Raw genomic sequence first — 17,224 nt, 5'->3', positions numbered from 1 at the left:
CTTCAAGCGCGAGCGCGGGCTGTCGAGTCGCTTGTGCTGTCGGCCGGGGATCCGCCGAACGCGCCATGGCGGGTCCGCAATGGGGCTTTCCGTTGCAATCCCGGCTGTCCTCCCGGTTGTCGTCCCTGATCCTCCCGGATGTCATCCCGAGCGCAGCGAGGGATCTGGCTTTGCCTCTGCAGCAGATCCCTCGCTGCGCTCGGGATGACAGCGCGAACGGGCTCGGGATGGCACTGGGAATGGCGGCCCGCAGCTGCGGATCAATCTGCGGCCGCGGGGTCCGCAAGCATCGACGTCGCGCCATGCCGCCGCAGCGCCCACTCCACGTGCTCGCGCACGACCGGATCCCCGATCTCGCGCCGCGACTGCAGCGCCGTGATGACCTCCGGCGTCGTCGGCGCATTGCCCAGCGCAACGGCGATGTTGCGCAGCCAGCGCGCATGGCCGCTGCGGCGGATCGCCGAGCCTTCGGTGCGCTGCAGGAACTCGTCCTCCGTCCACGCGAACAGCTCGGCCAGCGAGGCTTCATCCAGGCGATTACGTGCGCGGAAATCCGGCTCGTCGGTGCGGCGCGCGAACTTGTTCCACGGACAGACCAGCTGGCAGTCGTCGCAGCCGAAGATGCGGTTGCCGATCAGCGGCCGCAGCGACTCGTCGATGCTGCCCTCGTGCTCGATGGTCAGGTAGGAGATGCAGCGGCGCGCATCGAGCCGATGCGGCGCGATGATCGCTTGCGTCGGACACACCTCGATGCAGCGCACGCAGCTGCCGCAGTGCGCGCTGGCCGGCGGATCGATCGGCAGCGGCAGGTCGACGTAGATCTCGCCGAGGAAGAACCACGACCCGCCGTCGCGGTCGATCAGGCAGGTGTGTTTGCCGATCCATCCCATCCCGGCGTTGCGCGCGAGCGCGCGTTCGAGCACAGGCGCGGAGTCCACGAAGACGCGGTGGCCGAAGGGGCCCACCTCGTCGGCGACGCGTTCGGCCAGCTTCTGCAGGCGGTTGCGCATCAGCTTGTGGTAGTCGCGCCCCAGCGCATAGCGCGCGACGTAGGCGCGCTCGCCATCCTGCAGCGTGCGCCAGGCGTCATCGGGATCCTGCCCGTAGTCCAGCCCGACCGAGATCACCCGCAGCGTGCCCGGCACCAGCTCCTGCGGGCGCGAGCGCTTGTCGCCGTGCCGCGCCATCCATTCCATGTCGCCATACAGGCCCTGCGCAAGCCAGTCGCGCAGGAAGTCCTCGTCCTGCCCGAGTTCGATGCCAGCGATGCCGCAGCGCTGGAAGCCGGCCTCGCGCGCGAGCGCCTTGATGCGCAGCGCAAGCGCGGCCGCATCGGCGGGGACCGGACCGGGCAGGGCGGGATGGGCGGGGGGCGAGGACATGCTGCAAGTATAGAATCCGCCCGATGGACGCCGACCCCAACGCCCGCGGTACGCCGCTTTACGACACTGCCGCGCTGCGTGCAGTGGAAGCACGTGCGGCCGGGCACAGCGGTGATGCCTTCACGCTGATGGCGCGCGCCGGGCAGGCGGCCTGGCGCGAACTGCTGGCGCGCTGGCCGCAGGCGCGGCGCATTGTCGTGGTCTGCGGCCCGGGCAACAACGGTGGCGACGGCTACGAACTGGGCCGGCACGCGCTGGGTTCGGGTTGCGATGCGCGCGTGCTCCGGCTCGGGACGCATGCGCCGCGCACCCCGCTGGCGCAGCGCGCATGCGCAGCCTTCGTCGATGCCGGCGGGCAGGTGGCCGACGTCGGGGCTGGTTTCGGCGACACCGACCTGATCGTCGACGCGCTGTTCGGGATCGGCCTGTCGCGCGCGCCAGACGCCGCGACGGCCGCACTCATCGATGCGATCAACGCCTCGGCCAGGCCGGTGTTTTCGCTGGACGTGCCCAGCGGACTGGACGCCGACACCGGCAGCGCGCCCGGCGTGGTGGTGCGGGCCACGCACACGCTGCAGTTCCTAGCCGCGCACGCCGGGCTGCATGGCGGCGTCGCGCCGCGCTGCAGCGGCAGCCTGTCGCTGGCCACGCTCGATGCGGAGGAATTCCTGGCCGACGCGCCGGTGGCGGCGCTGCGCCTGCAGGCCGCCGACCTGCGCGACTGGCTGGCGCCGCGCAGGCGCGATGCGCACAAGGGCGACAGCGGCCACGTGCTGTGCGTGGGCGGTGACCTGGGCACCGGCGGCGCGGTGATGCTGGCGGCCGATGCGGCGCTGCGCTGCGGCGCGGGCCTGGTCAGCGTTGCGACGCGACCGGAGCATGTCGCGGCGTTTCTGGCGCGACGTCCCGAAGCGATGGTGCGCGGAATCGATTCTCCCGCGCAGCTCGACGCGATGCTCGAACGCGCCAGCGTGGTCGCACTGGGGCCAGGCCTCGGCCAGGACGAATGGGGCCAGCGCCTGTACGAACGCGTGCTGGCGTCATCGCGACCGCTGCTGCTCGACGCCGACGCGTTGAACCTGCTCGCGCGCAGCCCCCGGGCCCTGCACGCGGACACCGTGCTCACCCCGCATCCGGGCGAGGCCGCGCGCCTGCTTGGCGTCTCGGTCGCGGAAATCCAGGGCAACCGCTTCGCCGCGGCGCGGCTGCTGGCGGAGATGTGCGGATGCGTGGTCGTGCTCAAGGGCGCGGGCAGCCTGGTGGCCGCGCCGGGTCGCACGCCGCGCGTGATCGCCGCGGGCAATCCCGGCATGGCGGTGGGCGGCATGGGCGACCTGCTCAGCGGCTGCATCGCCGCGCTGCGCGCGCAGGGATTCGATGGGTTCGAGGCGGCCTGCTGCGGAACGCTCCTGCACGCGGCCGCAGGCGATACGGCTGCGCGCGGCGGTGAGCGCGGCATGTTGCCCGGTGACCTGCTCGATGCAATGCGGCTGTGGTCGAACGGAGGGCCCACGCCTTGACCGCACTCCACCTGCCGGACGAGGCGGCGACCCGCGCCCTGGCTGCGACGCTTGCGCAGACGGCTCCCGCAGCCGCCGTCGTCTACCTGCATGGAGATCTGGGCAGCGGCAAGTCGACGCTGGCCCGCGCCTGGCTGCGCACGTTGGGGGTCACCGGCACCGTGCGCAGCCCGACCTACACCCTGGTGGAGCGCTACCCGCTGGCGAAGGGGGGCGAAGCGCTGCATCTGGACCTGTACCGGATCGGCGCATCCGGCGAGCTGGAGTACCTGGGCCTGGACGACAGCCAGGCCGCGCTGTGGCTGGTCGAATGGCCCGATCGCGGGGCCGGGGCCCTGCCACAGGCCGACCTGCACATCCACCTGGCCATCGCGGGCAACGGGCGCGCGGCCCGGCTGGAATCCGGCAGTGTCGAGGGCCAGGACTGGGTGCGCCGCCTGGCCAACAAAGGCGATTTGCGCCCGATACCTGAACCGAACCCATAGGAAAGACCGGCAGGTTGCCGATTTGAAAGGAAAACTGCGTTGCAAATCCGTATCAACGGTGATTGACTACGGCCCATGCGCACGCGGCGAATCAACGTCCAACAGATCGTGCTGGCGGCAGCGCTGCTGGCGGCCCTGCTCTGGAACCTCACCCACGCGGCCGAAATCCGCGCAATCGAGCTGCACGCCGGCCCCACCGGCACCCGTGCCGAACTGCAGGTGGACGGGGAAGCCGAATACCGGCTGATCTCGCTCGCCAATCCCGACCGCCTCGTCGTCGACCTGCCGGGCAGCCGCGTCGCCGGCAAGCTCGCCCTGCCGACGCCCGCAGGGGTCGTGAAGACCGTCCGCCGCGGCCAGCCCGAGCCGGGCACCCTGCGTATCGTGTTCGACCTGGCCGAGCCCGTCGCGGCGCTCAAGCCACGCTTCGAGGCCGGGCCCGGTGGCGCGCGCCTGGTGATCGAGTGGCCGGGCGACGGGCACGCCGATCCGATCGCCCGCATCGCCGCGGCGTCCTCGGCGGCGACGCCGAAAGTCCAGGACACCGCAGCCGCCGCACCCCCACCCGCGGCACAGACGCCCGCACCCGATCCCGTCGCCGCGTCGGCCGCAGCGACCTCGCGCCTCGTCGCCGGGCTGGCGACCGCGCAGCAGGCCGCCCGGGCCACCGCCCCGCCCCAAGATTCGGCATCGCCGCCGCAGCCGCAGTCAACCGACGCCCCGTCATTGCCGCGTGCGGTGCCGTCCACTTCCAGCGCTGTCGCGACCACTGCCGCCACTCCGGCGATTGCCGCCAGCGAACCGACGCGCGTGATCGCGCAGCCCCCGGCAATCGCCAGCACCGGGCGTCCGCTGGTGATCGCCATCGACGCCGGCCACGGCGGGCAGGATCCCGGCGCGATCGGCCCCAGCGGCAAGCGCGAGAAGGACATCACCCTGGCCATCGCCCGCGAACTGGCGCGCCAGGTCAACGCCACGCCGGGACTGCGCGCGCAGCTGGTGCGCGACCGCGACGTGTTCATCCCGCTGACCAACCGCGCCCGCATCGCGCGTCAGGGCAAGGCCGACATGTTCATCTCGATCCACGCCGACGCGGCCGAAAACCGCAACGCCAAGGGATCGTCCGTGTACGTGCTGTCGCTGCGCGGCGCCTCGTCGCAGCGCGCGCGCTGGCTGGCGGAGAAGGAAAACGCGGCCGACCTGATCGGCGGCGTGCGCGCGCCGTCCAACGACAGCGTGCTTACCGGCGTGCTGCTCGACCTGACCCAGAGCGGGCAGATGAAGGCATCCGAGGATGCGGGCAACCACATCCTGGATGGCCTCAAGCGCATCGGCAACAACCACAAGCCGCACATCGAACGTGCCAATTTCGCGGTGCTGCGCACCTCCGACATGCCGTCGATGCTGGTCGAAACCGCCTTCCTGTCCAATCCCGAGGAAGAGAAGCGCCTGATCGACCCGAAGTTCCAGGGCACGGTGGCGCGCGCGATCCTCGACGGCGTGCACACCTATTTCTCCAGCCAGCCGCCACCGGGCACTCTGTACGCGGCGCGGGCCGCGGCCGGGCAGGTCGCAAGCGCCGGCGGCAGCCCCTGACGCAGGCACGTTCGGCCAGCGGCGGCATGCGCGCGCCGCTATCATGCACGGGTGCCCATCCAGCCCTTGCCCGACACCCTGATCAACCAGATCGCCGCAGGCGAGGTGGTCGAACGACCCGCGTCGGTGGTCAAGGAGCTGGTCGAGAACGCGCTTGACGCGGGCGCCACCCGGATCGACCTGGAACTCGAGGAAGGCGGCGTGCGCCTGATCCGCGTTCGCGACGACGGCGGAGGCCTGCCTGCCGCGGAACTGCCGCTGGCGGTGGCCCGGCACGCGACCAGCAAGATCGCCAGCCTCGACGACCTTGAATCGGTGGCCACGCTCGGCTTCCGCGGTGAGGCGCTGCCCTCGATCGCGTCGGTGAGCCGGCTGCGGATCGCGACCCGGCGGGCGGATGATGCGCATGGCGCGGAACTCGTCGTCGAAGGCGGGCGGGTTGGCGAGGTGTCGCCCAAATCGCATCCGGCGGGGACGACGGTGGAAGTCCGCGACCTGTTCTACAACGTGCCGGCGCGGCGCAAGTTCCTGCGCGCCGAGCGCACCGAGCTGGGGCACATCGAGGAATGGCTGCGCTCGCTGGCGCTGTCGCGGCCCGATGTCGAGCTGCGCGTCTCGCACAACGGCAAGGCTTCGCGGCGCTATCGCGCGTTCGACGGCTCCGGCGGTGCGCTGTTCACCGGCGAGCGGCTGGTGGAGACGCTGGGCGAGGAGTTCGCGAAGCAGGCCCTGCGCATCGAACACGAGGGCGCGGGCCTGCGCCTGCACGGCTGGATCGCGCAGCCGGCGTATTCGCGCGCCAGCGCCGACCAGCAGTACCTCTACGTCAACGGCCGCTCGGTCCGCGACCGCAGCGTGGCGCACGCGGTGAAGCAGGCCTTCGCCGACGTGATGTACCACGGCAGGCAGCCGGCGTACGTGCTGTTCCTGCAGCTCGATCCGACCCGCGTCGATGTCAACGTGCATCCGGCCAAGCACGAGGTCCGCTTCCGCGACTCGCGGCTGGTACACGACTTCGTCTACCGCACGCTGCACGACGCGCTGGCCGGCACGCGCGCCGGGCTCGCGGACACGGCCCCTGCGTTTGCGCGTGACGCGCTGCCGGGTGCCGCCGACACGATGCAGCCGGATGGGTTTGCGGGCGCGCGCCCATCCTGGGCTGCGTCATCGTCCGGTCCGCAGGTGCCGATGTCGCTGCAGGTCGACGAGGCGCGCGCGGCCTATGCGGCGCTGTATGCGCCCTCGCCGGCGTCCGCCCAGGACTGGCCAGCGCTGCCGCGCGCCGACCAGGCCGCGGGCGTGCCGCCGCTGGGCTATGCGATCGCCCAACTGCACGGCATCTACGTCCTCAGCGAGGCGGCCGACGGACTGATCGTGGTCGACATGCACGCCGCCCACGAGCGCATCGGCTACGAGCGGCTCAAGACCGCACACGACAGCGCGGGCCTGCGCACCCAGCCGCTGCTGGTGCCGCAGGCCGTCGCGGTATCCGAGCGTGAGGCGGACGTGGCCGAACTCGAAGCCGCGACCCTGGCCGAGTTGGGGTTCGAGGTATCGCGCGGCGGCCCGCAGACACTGCTGTTGCGCAGCGTGCCTGCGCTGCTCGCCGACGGCGACACCGAGGCGCTGCTGCGCGACGTGCTTGCCGACCTGCGCGAACGCGGCGAAAGCCTGCGTGTGCGCGGTGCCCGCGACGAACTGCTCTCGACCATGGCCTGCCACGGCGCCGTGCGCGCCAACCGGCGCCTGACCGTTCCCGAGATGAATGCGCTGCTGCGGCAGATGGAGGCCACCGAGCGCTCCGGGCAGTGCAACCACGGGCGCCCGACCTGGGCGCACTTCAAGCTGTCCGAGATCGACCGATGGTTCCTGAGGGGGCGTTGAGATGACGAAGGGCGTGATGGGGGCGGCGGCCGCTTCACTGATGTTGTTGCTTGCCGCTTGTGGAGGCGGCGATGGCACTGCGATGACGGACGATGCCGCAGGCCCGGCTGCGGATCCTGCATTCGTGGCGGACAACGACGCCTGGCGCGTCGAGCGCCGCGCGCGCCTGCTCGAGCCCGACGGCTGGCCCAGCCTGGTCGGCCTGCACTGGATCGAGCTGCCCGCGCATTACGTCGGCAGCGGCGCGACCAACGGCATCCGCCTGGCCAAGGGGCCGGAGAAGATGGGCCTGCTGCAGCAGCAGGCCGGCAAGGTCTGGCTCACGCCCGAGCCGGAGGCCGGCTTGACGGTGGACGGCGAGCCTGCAATCGCGCGGTTCGAACTGCAGCCCGAGCTGTCCGGGGCGCCGACCCTGGTCGGCTTCGATGACGGCAAGGGCCAGCTGTCGCTGATCCAGCGCGGCGGGCGCAGGGCGTTGCGCGTCAGGCATGCCGAGGCCGAGACCCTGACCGGGCTGGGCCCGCTGGAGTACTGGCCGGCGGATCCGGCCTGGCGCGTCCAGGCGCGTTTCGTCGCGCACCCTGCCGGCAAGACGATCCCGATCATGGACATCACCAGCCAGCAGGCGGTGCAGCCGAACCCGGGGACCGTCGAGTTCGAACATGGCGGCAGCAGCTATCGGCTGGAGGCACTGGAGGGTGAAGAGGGCGGGCTGTTCCTGGTCTTCTCCGACCGTACCAGCGGCCATGACAGCTACGCGGCAGGCCGCTACCTCTACACCGATGCGCCGGCGGCGGACGGTACGGTCGCGGTCGATTTCAACCGCGCCTACAACCCGCCCTGCGTGTTCACCGACTATGCGACCTGCCCGCTGCCGCCTCCCGAGAACCGCCTGGACCTGGCGGTGACCGCGGGCGAGAAGAAGTACGTACGGCCGGCGGGTTGAGCGCGTCTGCAAGACGTAAAGTCGCCCGGACCCACACTGCAAGGACACACGATGCGCGACCGCTGGAACATGCCCCGCCGCCTGATCCGCTCCACCCTTGCCGTTGCTGCGCTCGTCGCGTTCGCCGGCGCGGCTCTAGCCGATACGCCTCGCGGCGACGCGCCCGTGCCGCTGCTCTGGAAGGTGTCGGACGACAACAACTCGTTGTACCTGCTTGGCGCTTTCCACCTGCTCAAGCCAGGCGACTATCCGCTCTCGCGTGATGTCGACGACGCGTTCGCCGACGCCGAGAAGCTGGTGTTCGAAATCCCGCCGGAAGAGCTGGGGTCGCCCGCGCTGGGCATGCAGATGGGCCAGGCCGGGCTGCGCACCGACGGGACCCTGCTCGACAGCGAGCTGCCGGAGAAGACGCGGCTTGCGCTGGCCGCCTGGCTGAAGGCGAACGCCGCGGAGCTGCAGAAGATGCAGATGCCGCCGCAGACCATGCAGATGTTCGAGCCGTGGTTCGCCGGGTTGATGGTGACGATCGCGGAGATGACCAAGGCGGGCCTGGACCCGGCACTGGGCCTGGACGCGCATCTCGCGCGCAAGGCCAGCCAGGCCGGCAAGGCGACGTCGGGCCTGGAAACCGGCGTCGAGCAGATCGCCTTCCTGGACGACATGCAGCGCGGCGAGCAGCTGCAGTTCCTGCAGAGCTCGCTGGAGGGCGCTGCGGAGGGCCGCGCCGAGATCGACAAACTGCACGCCGCCTGGCGTAGCGGCGACGCGGATGCACTGTGGACCGGCATGGCCGCCGATATGCGCCGCGAATTCCCGGACCTGTACCAGCGCATCAACGTCGCGCGCAACGAAGCCTGGGTGCCCAGGCTGGAGGCCAAGCTGCGCGCCCCCGGGACCGACGACGTCCTGGTCGTGGTCGGCGCGCTGCATCTGCTCGGCGAGGACGGCGTGGTCGAGAAGCTGCGCGCAAAAGGCTACGAGGTCGAACGCATCTGCTCAGCCTGCGTAACGAAATAGGCCGTATGACCCTGCATTGACCGCTTCGGCCGCGGATGGCGCATCAAGCGCCTCGGCCCGTTCGTCATCCCGCCACCGCATCGCGGCTGAAGCCGCTCCTACAGCGGGGCGTATCGCCGCGAAATCACTCGCATTGCTCCCTGTAGGAGCGGCTTCAGCCGCGAACGGCGCATCAAGCGCTTCGGCACCCGTTCGTCATCCCGCCACGGCATCGCGGCTGAAGCCGCTCCTACAAGGCGCCCGGGAGCGGACGCATCTCGATGCAGTCCACCGGGCAGGCCGGCACGCACAGATCGCAGCCGGTGCACAGCGGCACCACCACCGTGTGCATCAGCTTGCTTGCGCCGACGATGGCGTCGACCGGGCAGGCCTGGATGCATTTCGTGCAGCCGATGCAGTCGGCCTCGATGATGACCGCCACCTGTGGCTGCCTGTGCAGGCCGCGGCTGCGGTCGTAGGGCAGCGCGGGCACGTCGAGCAGGCGTGCAAGGATTCGCGAGCCGCTGTCGCCGCCCGGCGGGCAGCGATCGATGCCTGCCTCCCCGCGCGCCATCGCCTCGGCATAGGGCCGGCAGCCTGCGTAGCCGCATTGCCCGCACTGGGTCTGCGGCAGCAGCCGGTCAAGGCGCTCGATCAGGTCGGGACGGGGCAGACTCATGCGATGCGCGTTCCTGCATGCCGGCGCTCATGGGCAAGGATCAGCATGTTGCGATCCTCCTTGCTGTCGCCGTAGGCGCCGCCCCTTTCATGATCCGCCATAGCGACCGTTCGGGCGCTGGCGGATGAATGTGCGGAGGCCCGTTCTCAACGCACCGGCATGCCCGGCTGTGCGCCGGCATCGGCATCGAGCAGGGCCAGGGCGCCGCCGTCGAAGCCGGCGGACAGGATCATTCCCTCGCTGAGGCCGAAACGCATCTTGCGCGGAGCGAGGTTGGCGATGAACACGACGCTGCGGCCGACCAGCTGCCCGGGTTCGGCGTAGCTGGCGCGGATGCCGGAAAAGATCTGGCGCTGGCCAAGTTCGCCGGCATCGAGCAGGAAGCGCAGCAGTTTGTCCGAACCCTCGACGAAGCCGCATTCGAGCACCTTGCCGATGCGCAGGTCGAGCTTTGAGAAATCCTCGATGCCGATGTGGCCGGGGCCATCGTTGGCCACGGTAGCGGACGCAGGCGCGGCCTTTTTGTCCGGCGCCTTCGCAGGTACGGCATCCTGCATCGTGGTCAGGGTGTCCTTCGAGGCTTCGGTCATGGCGTCGATCTGCTTCGGGTCGATGCGGGTGAACAGCGGCTGGTAGGGGCTGAGCGTGCGGCCGGCAAGCGGCGTGCGCACGCCCGGCGCCAGCGTCACACCGAGATACTGCTCGATGCGGGCGGTGATGGTCGGCAGGATCGGCTTGAGCGCGCCGGCGATGTCGGCGAAGGCCTGCAGCGCGGTGCTCAGCACCAGGTGCAAGTCGCCGCTGCGCGCGGGATCCTTGGCCAGCGCCCAGGGGGCGGTCTGGGCGATGTACTCGTTCACCCAGTCTGCGGCTTCCATCACGCCACGCGCCACGGCGGCGAAGTTGCCGCCCTCGTAGTGCCCCGGGACCAGGCGCACGGCGTCGAGCACACGCGCCTGCAGCGCCGAAGCCTGGACGTCCCAGTCCGCGCTCACGCCGTCCGGCGTCCCGGTCGCAAGCGCATTGTCGAACTGCCCCTGCAGCAGCTTCGCGCAGCGGCTGGCGATGTTGACGAACTTGCCGACCAGGTCGCTGTTCACGCGTGCGACGAAGTCGGAGAGGTTGAGGTCCAGGTCGTCCACGCCGCCGGAGGACTTGGCCGCGAAGTAGTAGCGCAGCGCCTCGGGGTCGAGCCCGCTGTCGAGATAGGTGCGCGCCATCACGAAGGTGCCGCGCGACTTGCTCATCTTCGCGCCGTCGACCATCAGATAGCCGTTGACGTGCAGCCGGTCGGGCAGGCGCAGGCCGTTGCCGCCCAGCACCGCCGGCCAGAACAGGCCGTGGAAGTTGACGATGTCCTTGCCGATGAAGTGGTGCAGCTCGGCCGCATCGCCAGGGCGGAGCAGGCGTTCGAACTCGGCCTCGTCGAGGCCCGGCTTGCTGCCGCTGCGCGCCAGCGCAAGCAGGCTGGAGTAGTAGCCGATCGGCGCGTCCAGCCACACGTAGAAGTACTTGCCCGGATGGCCGGGGATCTCGAAGCCGAAGTAGGGCGCGTCGCGGGAGATGTCCCAGTCGCGCAGGCCGCCCTCGGCATCGATCCACTCGCGCAGCTTGGCCCTCACCCCGGGAATGGCGACGTCGCCTTGCAGCCACGCGCGCAGCCTGTCGGTGAAATCACCGACCTTGAAGAAGAAGTGCTCGGAGGCGCGCAGTTCGGGCGTTGCGCCCGACACCACCGAGCGCGGGTCCTTCAGCTCGGTGGGCGCATAGGTGGCGCCGCAGGACTCGCAGTTGTCGCCGTACTGGTCTTCGGTGCCGCAGTTCGGGCAGGTGCCCTTGACGTAGCGGTCGGGCAGGAACATCTGCTTGACCGGGTCGTAGAGCTGCTCGATCGAACGCCGGTCGATATGGCCACCGGCGTCGAGCGCGGCATAGAAGCGCTCGGTCAGCTCGCGGTTTTCGGCCGAATGCGTGGAGTGGTACCAGTCGAAGTCGACGCGGAACTCCGCGAAGTCGCGCTCCTGGCTCGCCTGCGTGCCCTGGATGAACTGCTCCGGCGCGATCCCGGCCTTCTCGGCCGCCAGCATGATCGGCGTGCCGTGGGTGTCGTTGGCGCAGACGAAATGCACCGTGCCGCCGGCCTGCCGCCGTGCGCGCACCCAGATGTCGGCCTGGATGTAGCCGACCAGGTGGCCGATGTGCAGGTGGCCGTTGCCATAGGGCAGGGCACTGGTGACGATGGCGGAGCGGGGCATGTCTTCGCGTTCTGCGGCGGTGGCGGATTATCGCATGGCGCTGCAGACCGCCCGCTGCAGCGGCGGCGGACAGCAAAAGGCCCGGCGCGTTGGCCGGGCCCCTGGCGCGTCGAACCTGCAGCCCGTTACTGGCGCTGCCAGACCTGAGACTTGCAGATGAAGGCCACGCAGCCCGATACCTCGAGCTTGCTGCCGCCCTCGATCAACTCCATCTTCGACTTGTACACCTTGCCCTCGTCTGGTTTGAGGATGGTGCCGCCGGCGTAGGCGTCGCCGTCGCGCTTCATGCCGCGGATGATCTCCATGCCGGTGATCGGCTTGCCCTTGCGATCGTCCTTGCACTTGTCGCAGGCCGGATTGGGCTTGCCGGGATTGAGCAGTTCAACGATGCGGCCGCTGAGCGTGCCGTTGGCGCCCTGCGTGATCTCGACGATCGACTTGGCCTGGCCCGTTTCGTCGTCGATGGTCTTCCAGCGGCCAACGGCTGGGTCGGCGGCGAGCGCCGGCAGGCACAGGGCCAACAAACCTGCTGCAACGAGAAGCCTGGATCGCAAGTGGTACATGGTCACTCCCGGGTGTGTGTGCTGGCCCGCAGTCCGGTTGAAAAAAGCACCCGACGCGGTACGTACGGTGGAGTATCCAACAAGTGCAAGGGCATGGCTACGGACCGCCCGCGCCCGGTGTTCAGCTTCCCGCATCGCCTGCACGCCCGCGTGGGTACCGCGCTCAGGGGGAGGACGGAATGTCCCGGGGGGGAGTGGCGCTGCGATGGCGCGATAGACTGGGCGCAGGTTTTTCGCAGGTGATCACGCGTCCATGGCAATCCACTCCCGCGCGGTGCAGGGCGCGCTTTCGCCGCTGCCGCAGGTCCGCAACATCCTCGCCGTCGGTTCGGGCAAGGGTGGCGTGGGAAAATCGACGACCGCGGTCAATCTCGCCCTCGCGCTAGCCGCCGATGGTGCGCGCGTGGGCGTGCTGGATGCCGACGTCTACGGCCCGAGCATCCCGATGATGTTGGGGCTGTCGGGCAAGCCGGAGAGTCCGGACGGCAAGTCGATCCTGCCGATGCGCGCACACGGGATCGAGGCGATGTCGATCGGGCTGCTGGTGGATCCGGACACACCGATGATCTGGCGCGGGCCGATGGCGACCTCGGCGCTGACGCAGCTGCTCAACGAGACGCGCTGGGGTGGCGAGGACGGGTTGGACTACCTGATCGTCGACCTGCCGCCCGGCACCGGCGACATCCAGCTGACCCTGGCGCAGAAGATCCCGGTCGCGGGCGCGGTGGTGGTGACCACGCCGCAGGACGTCGCCACGCTGGACGCGCGCAAGGCGCTGCGGATGTTCGAGAAGGTCGAGGTGACGGTGCTGGGGCTGGTGGAGAACATGGCCCAGCACGTATGCACGAACTGCGGGCACGTGGAGCATCTGTTCGGGCAGGGCGGCGGCGAGCGCATGGCTGCGCAGTACGGCGTGCCTCTGCTGGGATCGCTGCCGCTGGAGGTCGGGATCCGCGAGCAGGGCGATGCGGGCGTGCCGATCGTGGCGTCGGCGCCGCAATCGGCGGCGGCCGCTGCGTATCACGAGACCGCGCGGCGGCTGGTCGAGGAACTCGAGAAGCGTCCGCGCGCGCCGCGCAGCATTTCTGCTTCGCTGCTCTAGGGCAACGCTGAAAAAGTCAGATTTGTCATTCCGAAGGCCGCTCGAACGCGGAGCGTCTGCGCGGTCGCAACGGTTCCTGCCGCCCGGCAAGCGCCCTACAATGCGGCGATTGGCCGCATCGGCCGCAGAGAACCGCGCATGAGCATCAAGAGCGACCGCTGGATCCGGCGGATGTCGGAGCAGCACGGCATGATCGAGCCCTACGAGCCCGGCCAGGTGAAGGAAGCGAACGGCGGCCGCATCGTCAGCTACGGCACCTCCAGCTACGGCTACGACGTGCGTTGCTCGCGCGAGTTCAAGATCTTCACCAACATCAACTCCACGATCGTCGATCCCAAGAATTTCGACCCCAAGAGCTTCGTCGACATCGAAGCCGACGAGTGCATCATCCCGCCCAATTCGTTTGCACTGGCACGCACGATCGAGTACTTCCGCATCCCGCGCGACACGCTGGTGGTGTGCCTGGGCAAGAGCACCTATGCGCGCTGCGGGATCATCGTCAACGTGACTCCGCTCGAGCCCGAATGGGAAGGCCACGTCACGCTTGAATTCAGCAACACCACGCCGCTGCCCGCGCGCATCTACGCCAACGAGGGCGTGGCGCAGATGCTGTTCTTCCAGTCCGACGCCGATGACGTCTGCGAGACGTCCTATCGCGACCGGGGCGGAAAATACCAGGGCCAGACCGGCGTGACCCTGCCGCGGACCTGAGTGCAGGCCGCGCACAGCCATTCCCGACATCGAATCCACAACCGCAAGGACGCAGCACGATGAACGAGCAAAACCCGTATGGCAGCCCCGAGGCGGTGGTCGCAGACCTGGGCGACACCAACCTCGCCGGTCGTGGTGAGCGGCTGGGCGCGGCCATCATCGACACGCTCATCCTGCTGGTGATCCTGGTTCCGCTGATGTTCGTGGGCGGCTACTGGCAGGTGGCGATGTCGGGCGGTGGGGAGATCCCGTTCGGGACCGCGCTGCTGTGGGCGGCGGTCGGATTTGCCGTATTCGTGGCCGTGCAATGGGTTCCGCTCAACGCCAATGGCCAGACCTGGGGCAAGCGCATGCTGGGTATCCGCATCGTCGACATGGACGGCGACAAGCCGCCGATCGGCCGGCTGATCGGCCTGCGCTACCTGCCGGTGCAGTTGGTCACCAACGTGCCGGTGGTCGGGATGGTGCTGGCCCTGGTGAACGTGCTGCTGATCTTCCGCGGTGACCGTCGCTGCGGCCACGACCTGATCGCGGGCACCCAGGTGGTCAAGGGCGGCTGAAGCCCGCCAGTCAACGCGCTTATGCAACGAGGCCCGCAGCGATGCGGGCCTCCTGCTTTGTGGGCTTTGCGGGGGCGCGTCCGGTCAGGCCCGCAGCCCGTCCTCGAGCAGGCGGATCCGCGCGACCAGCGTTTCGGGCGTGTACGGCCGGGCGGCGACGCGGCCCCAGACCGGCGCCGGCCAGGCCGGGTCGTCCTCGAAGCGTGCGATCACGTGCACGTGCAGCTGCGGCACCAGGTTGCCCAGCGCCGCCACGTTGAGCTTGAACGGGCGGAAGCCATCGCGCAGGAGCCGGGACGCGAGGTCGATCTCGTCGGTGAGGCGATGGCGCTGCGCGTCGTCCAGTTCGACCAGTTCGCGCGCGCCTGCGACGCGCGGGACCAGCACCAGCCAGGGGTAGTTGGCGTCATCCATCAGGCGCAGGTCGCACAGTTCCAGGGTGGCCAGCGGATGGGTATCGGCGGCGAGCTGCGGGTGCAGTTCGTAAGGTGCGTGGTCGTGATGCCTGGCCATAAGGACTCCTTCAGCGCAGCGCCGATTCGAAGAACGCCAGCGTACGCCTGCGCGCCAGCGCGGCGCTCGCTGCGTGGAAGTGGCGGGGATCCACGTCGCGGTTGAAGGCGTGGCCGGCGCCGGGATAGACCTGCACCTCCGCCTCGGGCCACGCGTCGCGGTGTGCCTGGATGTAGTCGGGCGGCGTGCTTTCGTCGTCTTCGCCGAAGTGGAACAGCATCGGCGCGCGCAGCGCTTCGCCCAGGTGGGGCTGCGAGCGCGCTCCGTAGTAGGCCACGGCCGGCAGGCCCAACCGCGTATTGCCGAGCAGGGCGGCGCTGCCACCCCAGCAGAAGCCCACCACGGCGACCTTCAGGCCCTCGCGGCGCAGCGTCTCGGCCGCCGAGCGCGTGGTGTCGACCGCCCGGTCCATGCCCAGCTCGCCCACCAGCTCGAGTCCCCTGGCGAAGCCGGCCTCGTCGTAGCCAAGCTCGACGTTGCGCGCCACCGGATCGAACAGGGCCGGCGCCAGGGACACGTAGCCGGCCGCGGCATAGCCTTCGGCGACGCTGCGGATGTGCTCGTTGACCCCGAAGATCTCCTGCAGCACCACGATCCCGCCCAGGGCGGCTGCGCGGTCCGGCGGATCGGCCCGCCAGGCGTCGATGGGGCCGGCTCCGGTCTGGATGACGATGTCTCGGCCCATGCGAGGCCTCCGTGCGCAGGTCCACCGATTCTAGCCGAGGCCATGATTCGCGCCCCGTGACGCCCAGGCGCCGCGCGCGTGCATTCCCAGCCACCTTCATCGTCGGCTTCCCCGGCGAGACCGAGGGCGAAGTGCGAGGAACTGCTGGATTTCCTGAGCGAGGCAGGTCAGTCCCCGTAACGCACGTCGACGATGAAGTACCTTGCCGCGCCGCCCGGCAGCTGCGCCTCGAATTCGTCGTCGATGCGCTTCTTCAGCATCGCGCGGGCGAGCGGGGAATCGATGCTGATCCAGCCGAGCTTCGCGTCGGTCTCATCCGGGCCGACGATGCGGTAGCGGGCGGTTTCACCGGTGCTCGCGTGTTCCACCTCCACCTGCGCGCCGAAGAACACGGCCTGCGGGTCGGATGGCGGCCCGTCGATCACGCGCAGCGCCTCCAGGCGCTTGCTGAGGTAGCGCACGCGGCGGTCGATCTCGCCCAGCTGCTTCTTGCGGTAGCTGTACTCCGCATTCTCGGAGCGGTCGCCCTCGGCCGCCGCGGCGGCAAGCGCGGCCACCACTTCCGGACGGCGCACTCGCCACAGCGTGTCGAGTTCGGCCTTCAGGCGCGCGTGGCCCTCCGCGGTGACCAGCGCGGTGCTCTTCTCGGCGGGAGGACGCCAGCGACCCAAGCAGGCGACCTCTCAGTTCCGGCGCAGGCTGGTGTAGCCGTCGCCCGCGAGCGGCGCGCCGTCCGCATCCAGCAGGCGGATCTCGTCGCGCGACACGATGGCGAAGCGGCGGTCGTCGGCTTGCTTGGTCTCGGGGTCGAGCAGGAGTTGGCTACCGTCGGCGTTCACCGTCCAGGTGCCGGTCGCGCGTGCGGCTTCGGCGCCTTGTTGGACCTCGGCCTGGGAGTACGTGCCGTCGGCGCGGATCTCGACCGAGGTTTCGATGCCGGGGCAATCCGCGCAGGGCAGGATCCCCGCGAACGTTCCTGCGAACGCCTTGCGGTCGAAACCGGCCGGATCGGTGGCGTCGTGACGGATGACGGCACTGGCGTCGGTACCGGCGAGCAGCGGATCGGCCGGGAGGGCGGGCTCTTCCACCTTCGATGTGGCCGGTGCAGGCGCCGCATCCGGCTCCGGCGCGCAGGCAGCAAGCGCCACGACGATCAGGATGGACAGCGGCGCAAGGGCTCGGGACGATCGCATGGCAGGATTCCTGCGGACGGGGAAGGTGAAGGATAGGGCGGCGGCGTGAACATGCTTTCGCTGGACGCGCCAGGGAAGTCTGGACGATCGACGCGCGGTCGTCATTCCTGCGAGCCGACCCTTGCAGCCGCGGGCTGGTAATGCGGCGATGGCG

17 protein-coding genes are annotated in these 17,224 nt (G+C 69.8%); 9 read left to right on the top strand and 8 right to left on the bottom strand.

Features of this window, described 5'->3' with window-relative positions:
* Positions 1-260: 260 nt before the first annotated feature.
* On the bottom strand, positions 261-1,382 hold the full coding sequence (gene queG, locus ACW5DW_RS15295; protein ID WP_457020060.1) for a tRNA epoxyqueuosine(34) reductase QueG: 1,122 nt from the start codon (positions 1,380-1,382) through the stop codon (positions 261-263).
* Between the two features lie 23 nt (positions 1,383-1,405).
* Between queG and ACW5DW_RS15290 the strand changes: the two genes are divergently transcribed.
* The 6 genes from ACW5DW_RS15290 (at position 1,406) to ACW5DW_RS15265 (ending at position 8,830) form a co-directional block, all read left to right on the top strand.
* Positions 1,406-2,902, top strand: coding sequence for an NAD(P)H-hydrate dehydratase (locus ACW5DW_RS15290; RefSeq protein WP_457020059.1), 1,497 nt, complete (start codon positions 1,406-1,408; stop codon positions 2,900-2,902).
* Positions 2,899-3,387 (top strand): tRNA (adenosine(37)-N6)-threonylcarbamoyltransferase complex ATPase subunit type 1 TsaE, encoded by a 489-nt coding sequence (tsaE, locus tag ACW5DW_RS15285; RefSeq protein WP_457020058.1) that lies wholly within the window; start codon positions 2,899-2,901, stop codon positions 3,385-3,387. The genes ACW5DW_RS15290 and tsaE overlap by 4 nt, the downstream gene beginning before the upstream one ends.
* Before the next feature lie 75 nt (positions 3,388-3,462).
* The gene (locus ACW5DW_RS15280; protein WP_457020057.1) at positions 3,463-4,983 is read left to right on the top strand and encodes an N-acetylmuramoyl-L-alanine amidase; all 1,521 of its coding nucleotides are present in this window, start codon (positions 3,463-3,465) and stop codon (positions 4,981-4,983) included.
* Positions 4,984-5,034: 51 nt separating this feature from the next.
* The gene (gene mutL, locus ACW5DW_RS15275) at positions 5,035-6,867 is read left to right on the top strand and encodes a DNA mismatch repair endonuclease MutL (protein ID WP_457020056.1); all 1,833 of its coding nucleotides are present in this window, start codon (positions 5,035-5,037) and stop codon (positions 6,865-6,867) included.
* A gap of 16 nt (positions 6,868-6,883) precedes the next feature.
* On the top strand, positions 6,884-7,813 hold the full coding sequence (locus ACW5DW_RS15270; RefSeq protein WP_457020105.1) for a DUF1684 domain-containing protein: 930 nt from the start codon (positions 6,884-6,886) through the stop codon (positions 7,811-7,813).
* Between the two features lie 51 nt (positions 7,814-7,864).
* A complete protein-coding gene (locus tag ACW5DW_RS15265) occupies positions 7,865-8,830 on the top strand; it encodes a TraB/GumN family protein (RefSeq protein ID WP_457020055.1) in 966 nt (321 codons plus the stop codon).
* 229 nt (positions 8,831-9,059) lie between these two features.
* Here ACW5DW_RS15265 and rnfB read toward each other — a convergent pair whose 3' ends face one another.
* The 3 genes from rnfB to ACW5DW_RS15250 all read right to left on the bottom strand — a co-directional run bounded on the left by rnfB (position 9,060) and on the right by ACW5DW_RS15250 (position 12,306).
* Positions 9,060-9,488 (bottom strand): Rnf electron transport complex subunit RnfB, encoded by a 429-nt coding sequence (gene rnfB, locus ACW5DW_RS15260; protein WP_457020054.1) that lies wholly within the window; start codon positions 9,486-9,488, stop codon positions 9,060-9,062.
* Between the two features lie 146 nt (positions 9,489-9,634).
* Positions 9,635-11,743 (bottom strand): methionine--tRNA ligase, encoded by a 2,109-nt coding sequence (gene metG, locus ACW5DW_RS15255; RefSeq protein WP_457020053.1) that lies wholly within the window; start codon positions 11,741-11,743, stop codon positions 9,635-9,637.
* A 125-nt stretch (positions 11,744-11,868) separates the two neighbouring features.
* Entirely contained in the window at positions 11,869-12,306 is a 438-nt protein-coding gene (locus ACW5DW_RS15250; RefSeq protein WP_457020052.1) for a DUF2147 domain-containing protein, read from the bottom strand.
* Between the two features lie 253 nt (positions 12,307-12,559).
* Between ACW5DW_RS15250 and apbC the strand changes: the two genes are divergently transcribed.
* From apbC to ACW5DW_RS15235, 3 genes are all read left to right on the top strand, one after another.
* Positions 12,560-13,408: an iron-sulfur cluster carrier protein ApbC gene (gene apbC, locus ACW5DW_RS15245; RefSeq protein ID WP_457020051.1), complete on the top strand. Its 849-nt coding sequence runs from the start codon at positions 12,560-12,562 to the stop codon at positions 13,406-13,408.
* A gap of 138 nt (positions 13,409-13,546) precedes the next feature.
* Positions 13,547-14,119, top strand: coding sequence for a dCTP deaminase (dcd, locus tag ACW5DW_RS15240; RefSeq protein WP_457020050.1), 573 nt, complete (start codon positions 13,547-13,549; stop codon positions 14,117-14,119).
* 59 nt (positions 14,120-14,178) lie between these two features.
* Positions 14,179-14,679: an RDD family protein gene (locus ACW5DW_RS15235; protein ID WP_457020049.1), complete on the top strand. Its 501-nt coding sequence runs from the start codon at positions 14,179-14,181 to the stop codon at positions 14,677-14,679.
* Between the two features lie 84 nt (positions 14,680-14,763).
* Here the strand turns inward: ACW5DW_RS15235 and ACW5DW_RS15230 are convergent, their stop codons facing one another.
* The 4 genes from ACW5DW_RS15230 to ACW5DW_RS15215 form a co-directional block, all read right to left on the bottom strand.
* Positions 14,764-15,192, bottom strand: a complete 429-nt coding sequence (locus ACW5DW_RS15230; protein WP_457020047.1) for an HIT domain-containing protein — start codon at positions 15,190-15,192, stop codon at positions 14,764-14,766.
* A 10-nt stretch (positions 15,193-15,202) separates the two neighbouring features.
* Positions 15,203-15,877, bottom strand: coding sequence for a dienelactone hydrolase family protein (locus tag ACW5DW_RS15225; protein ID WP_457020046.1), 675 nt, complete (start codon positions 15,875-15,877; stop codon positions 15,203-15,205).
* Positions 15,878-16,044: 167 nt separating this feature from the next.
* On the bottom strand, positions 16,045-16,548 hold the full coding sequence (gene greB / locus ACW5DW_RS15220) for a transcription elongation factor GreB (protein WP_457020044.1): 504 nt from the start codon (positions 16,546-16,548) through the stop codon (positions 16,045-16,047).
* Between the two features lie 12 nt (positions 16,549-16,560).
* A complete protein-coding gene (locus ACW5DW_RS15215; protein WP_457020043.1) occupies positions 16,561-17,070 on the bottom strand; it encodes a copper resistance protein NlpE N-terminal domain-containing protein in 510 nt (169 codons plus the stop codon).
* Positions 17,071-17,224: the final 154 nt, after the last annotated feature.

This window comes from Luteimonas sp. A482 (assembly GCF_054072655.1).
The sequence above is the reverse complement of the archived record's forward strand: the minus strand, read 5'-3'. Positions and strand labels throughout refer to the sequence as shown.

Excerpts from the sequence above, each read along its gene's own strand:
- ACW5DW_RS15235 (WP_457020049.1), top strand. The coding sequence starts at position 14,179 with ATGAACGAGCAAAACCCGTATGGCAGCCCCGAGGCGGTGGTCGCAGAC.
- dcd (WP_457020050.1), top strand. The coding sequence starts at position 13,547 with ATGAGCATCAAGAGCGACCGCTGGATCCGGCGGATGTCGGAGCAGCAC.
- ACW5DW_RS15250 (WP_457020052.1), bottom strand. The coding sequence starts at position 12,306 with ATGTACCACTTGCGATCCAGGCTTCTCGTTGCAGCAGGTTTGTTGGCC.
- ACW5DW_RS15265 (WP_457020055.1), top strand. The coding sequence starts at position 7,865 with ATGCGCGACCGCTGGAACATGCCCCGCCGCCTGATCCGCTCCACCCTT.
- queG (WP_457020060.1), bottom strand. The coding sequence starts at position 1,382 with ATGTCCTCGCCCCCCGCCCATCCCGCCCTGCCCGGTCCGGTCCCCGCC.
- apbC (WP_457020051.1), top strand. The coding sequence starts at position 12,560 with ATGGCAATCCACTCCCGCGCGGTGCAGGGCGCGCTTTCGCCGCTGCCG.
- ACW5DW_RS15225 (WP_457020046.1), bottom strand. The coding sequence starts at position 15,877 with ATGGGCCGAGACATCGTCATCCAGACCGGAGCCGGCCCCATCGACGCC.
- rnfB (WP_457020054.1), bottom strand. The coding sequence starts at position 9,488 with ATGAGTCTGCCCCGTCCCGACCTGATCGAGCGCCTTGACCGGCTGCTG.
- metG (WP_457020053.1), bottom strand. The coding sequence starts at position 11,743 with ATGCCCCGCTCCGCCATCGTCACCAGTGCCCTGCCCTATGGCAACGGC.
- ACW5DW_RS15230 (WP_457020047.1), bottom strand. The coding sequence starts at position 15,192 with ATGGCCAGGCATCACGACCACGCACCTTACGAACTGCACCCGCAGCTC.
- ACW5DW_RS15290 (WP_457020059.1), top strand. The coding sequence starts at position 1,406 with ATGGACGCCGACCCCAACGCCCGCGGTACGCCGCTTTACGACACTGCC.
- ACW5DW_RS15215 (WP_457020043.1), bottom strand. The coding sequence starts at position 17,070 with ATGCGATCGTCCCGAGCCCTTGCGCCGCTGTCCATCCTGATCGTCGTG.
- ACW5DW_RS15270 (WP_457020105.1), top strand. The coding sequence starts at position 6,884 with ATGGGGGCGGCGGCCGCTTCACTGATGTTGTTGCTTGCCGCTTGTGGA.
- ACW5DW_RS15280 (WP_457020057.1), top strand. The coding sequence starts at position 3,463 with ATGCGCACGCGGCGAATCAACGTCCAACAGATCGTGCTGGCGGCAGCG.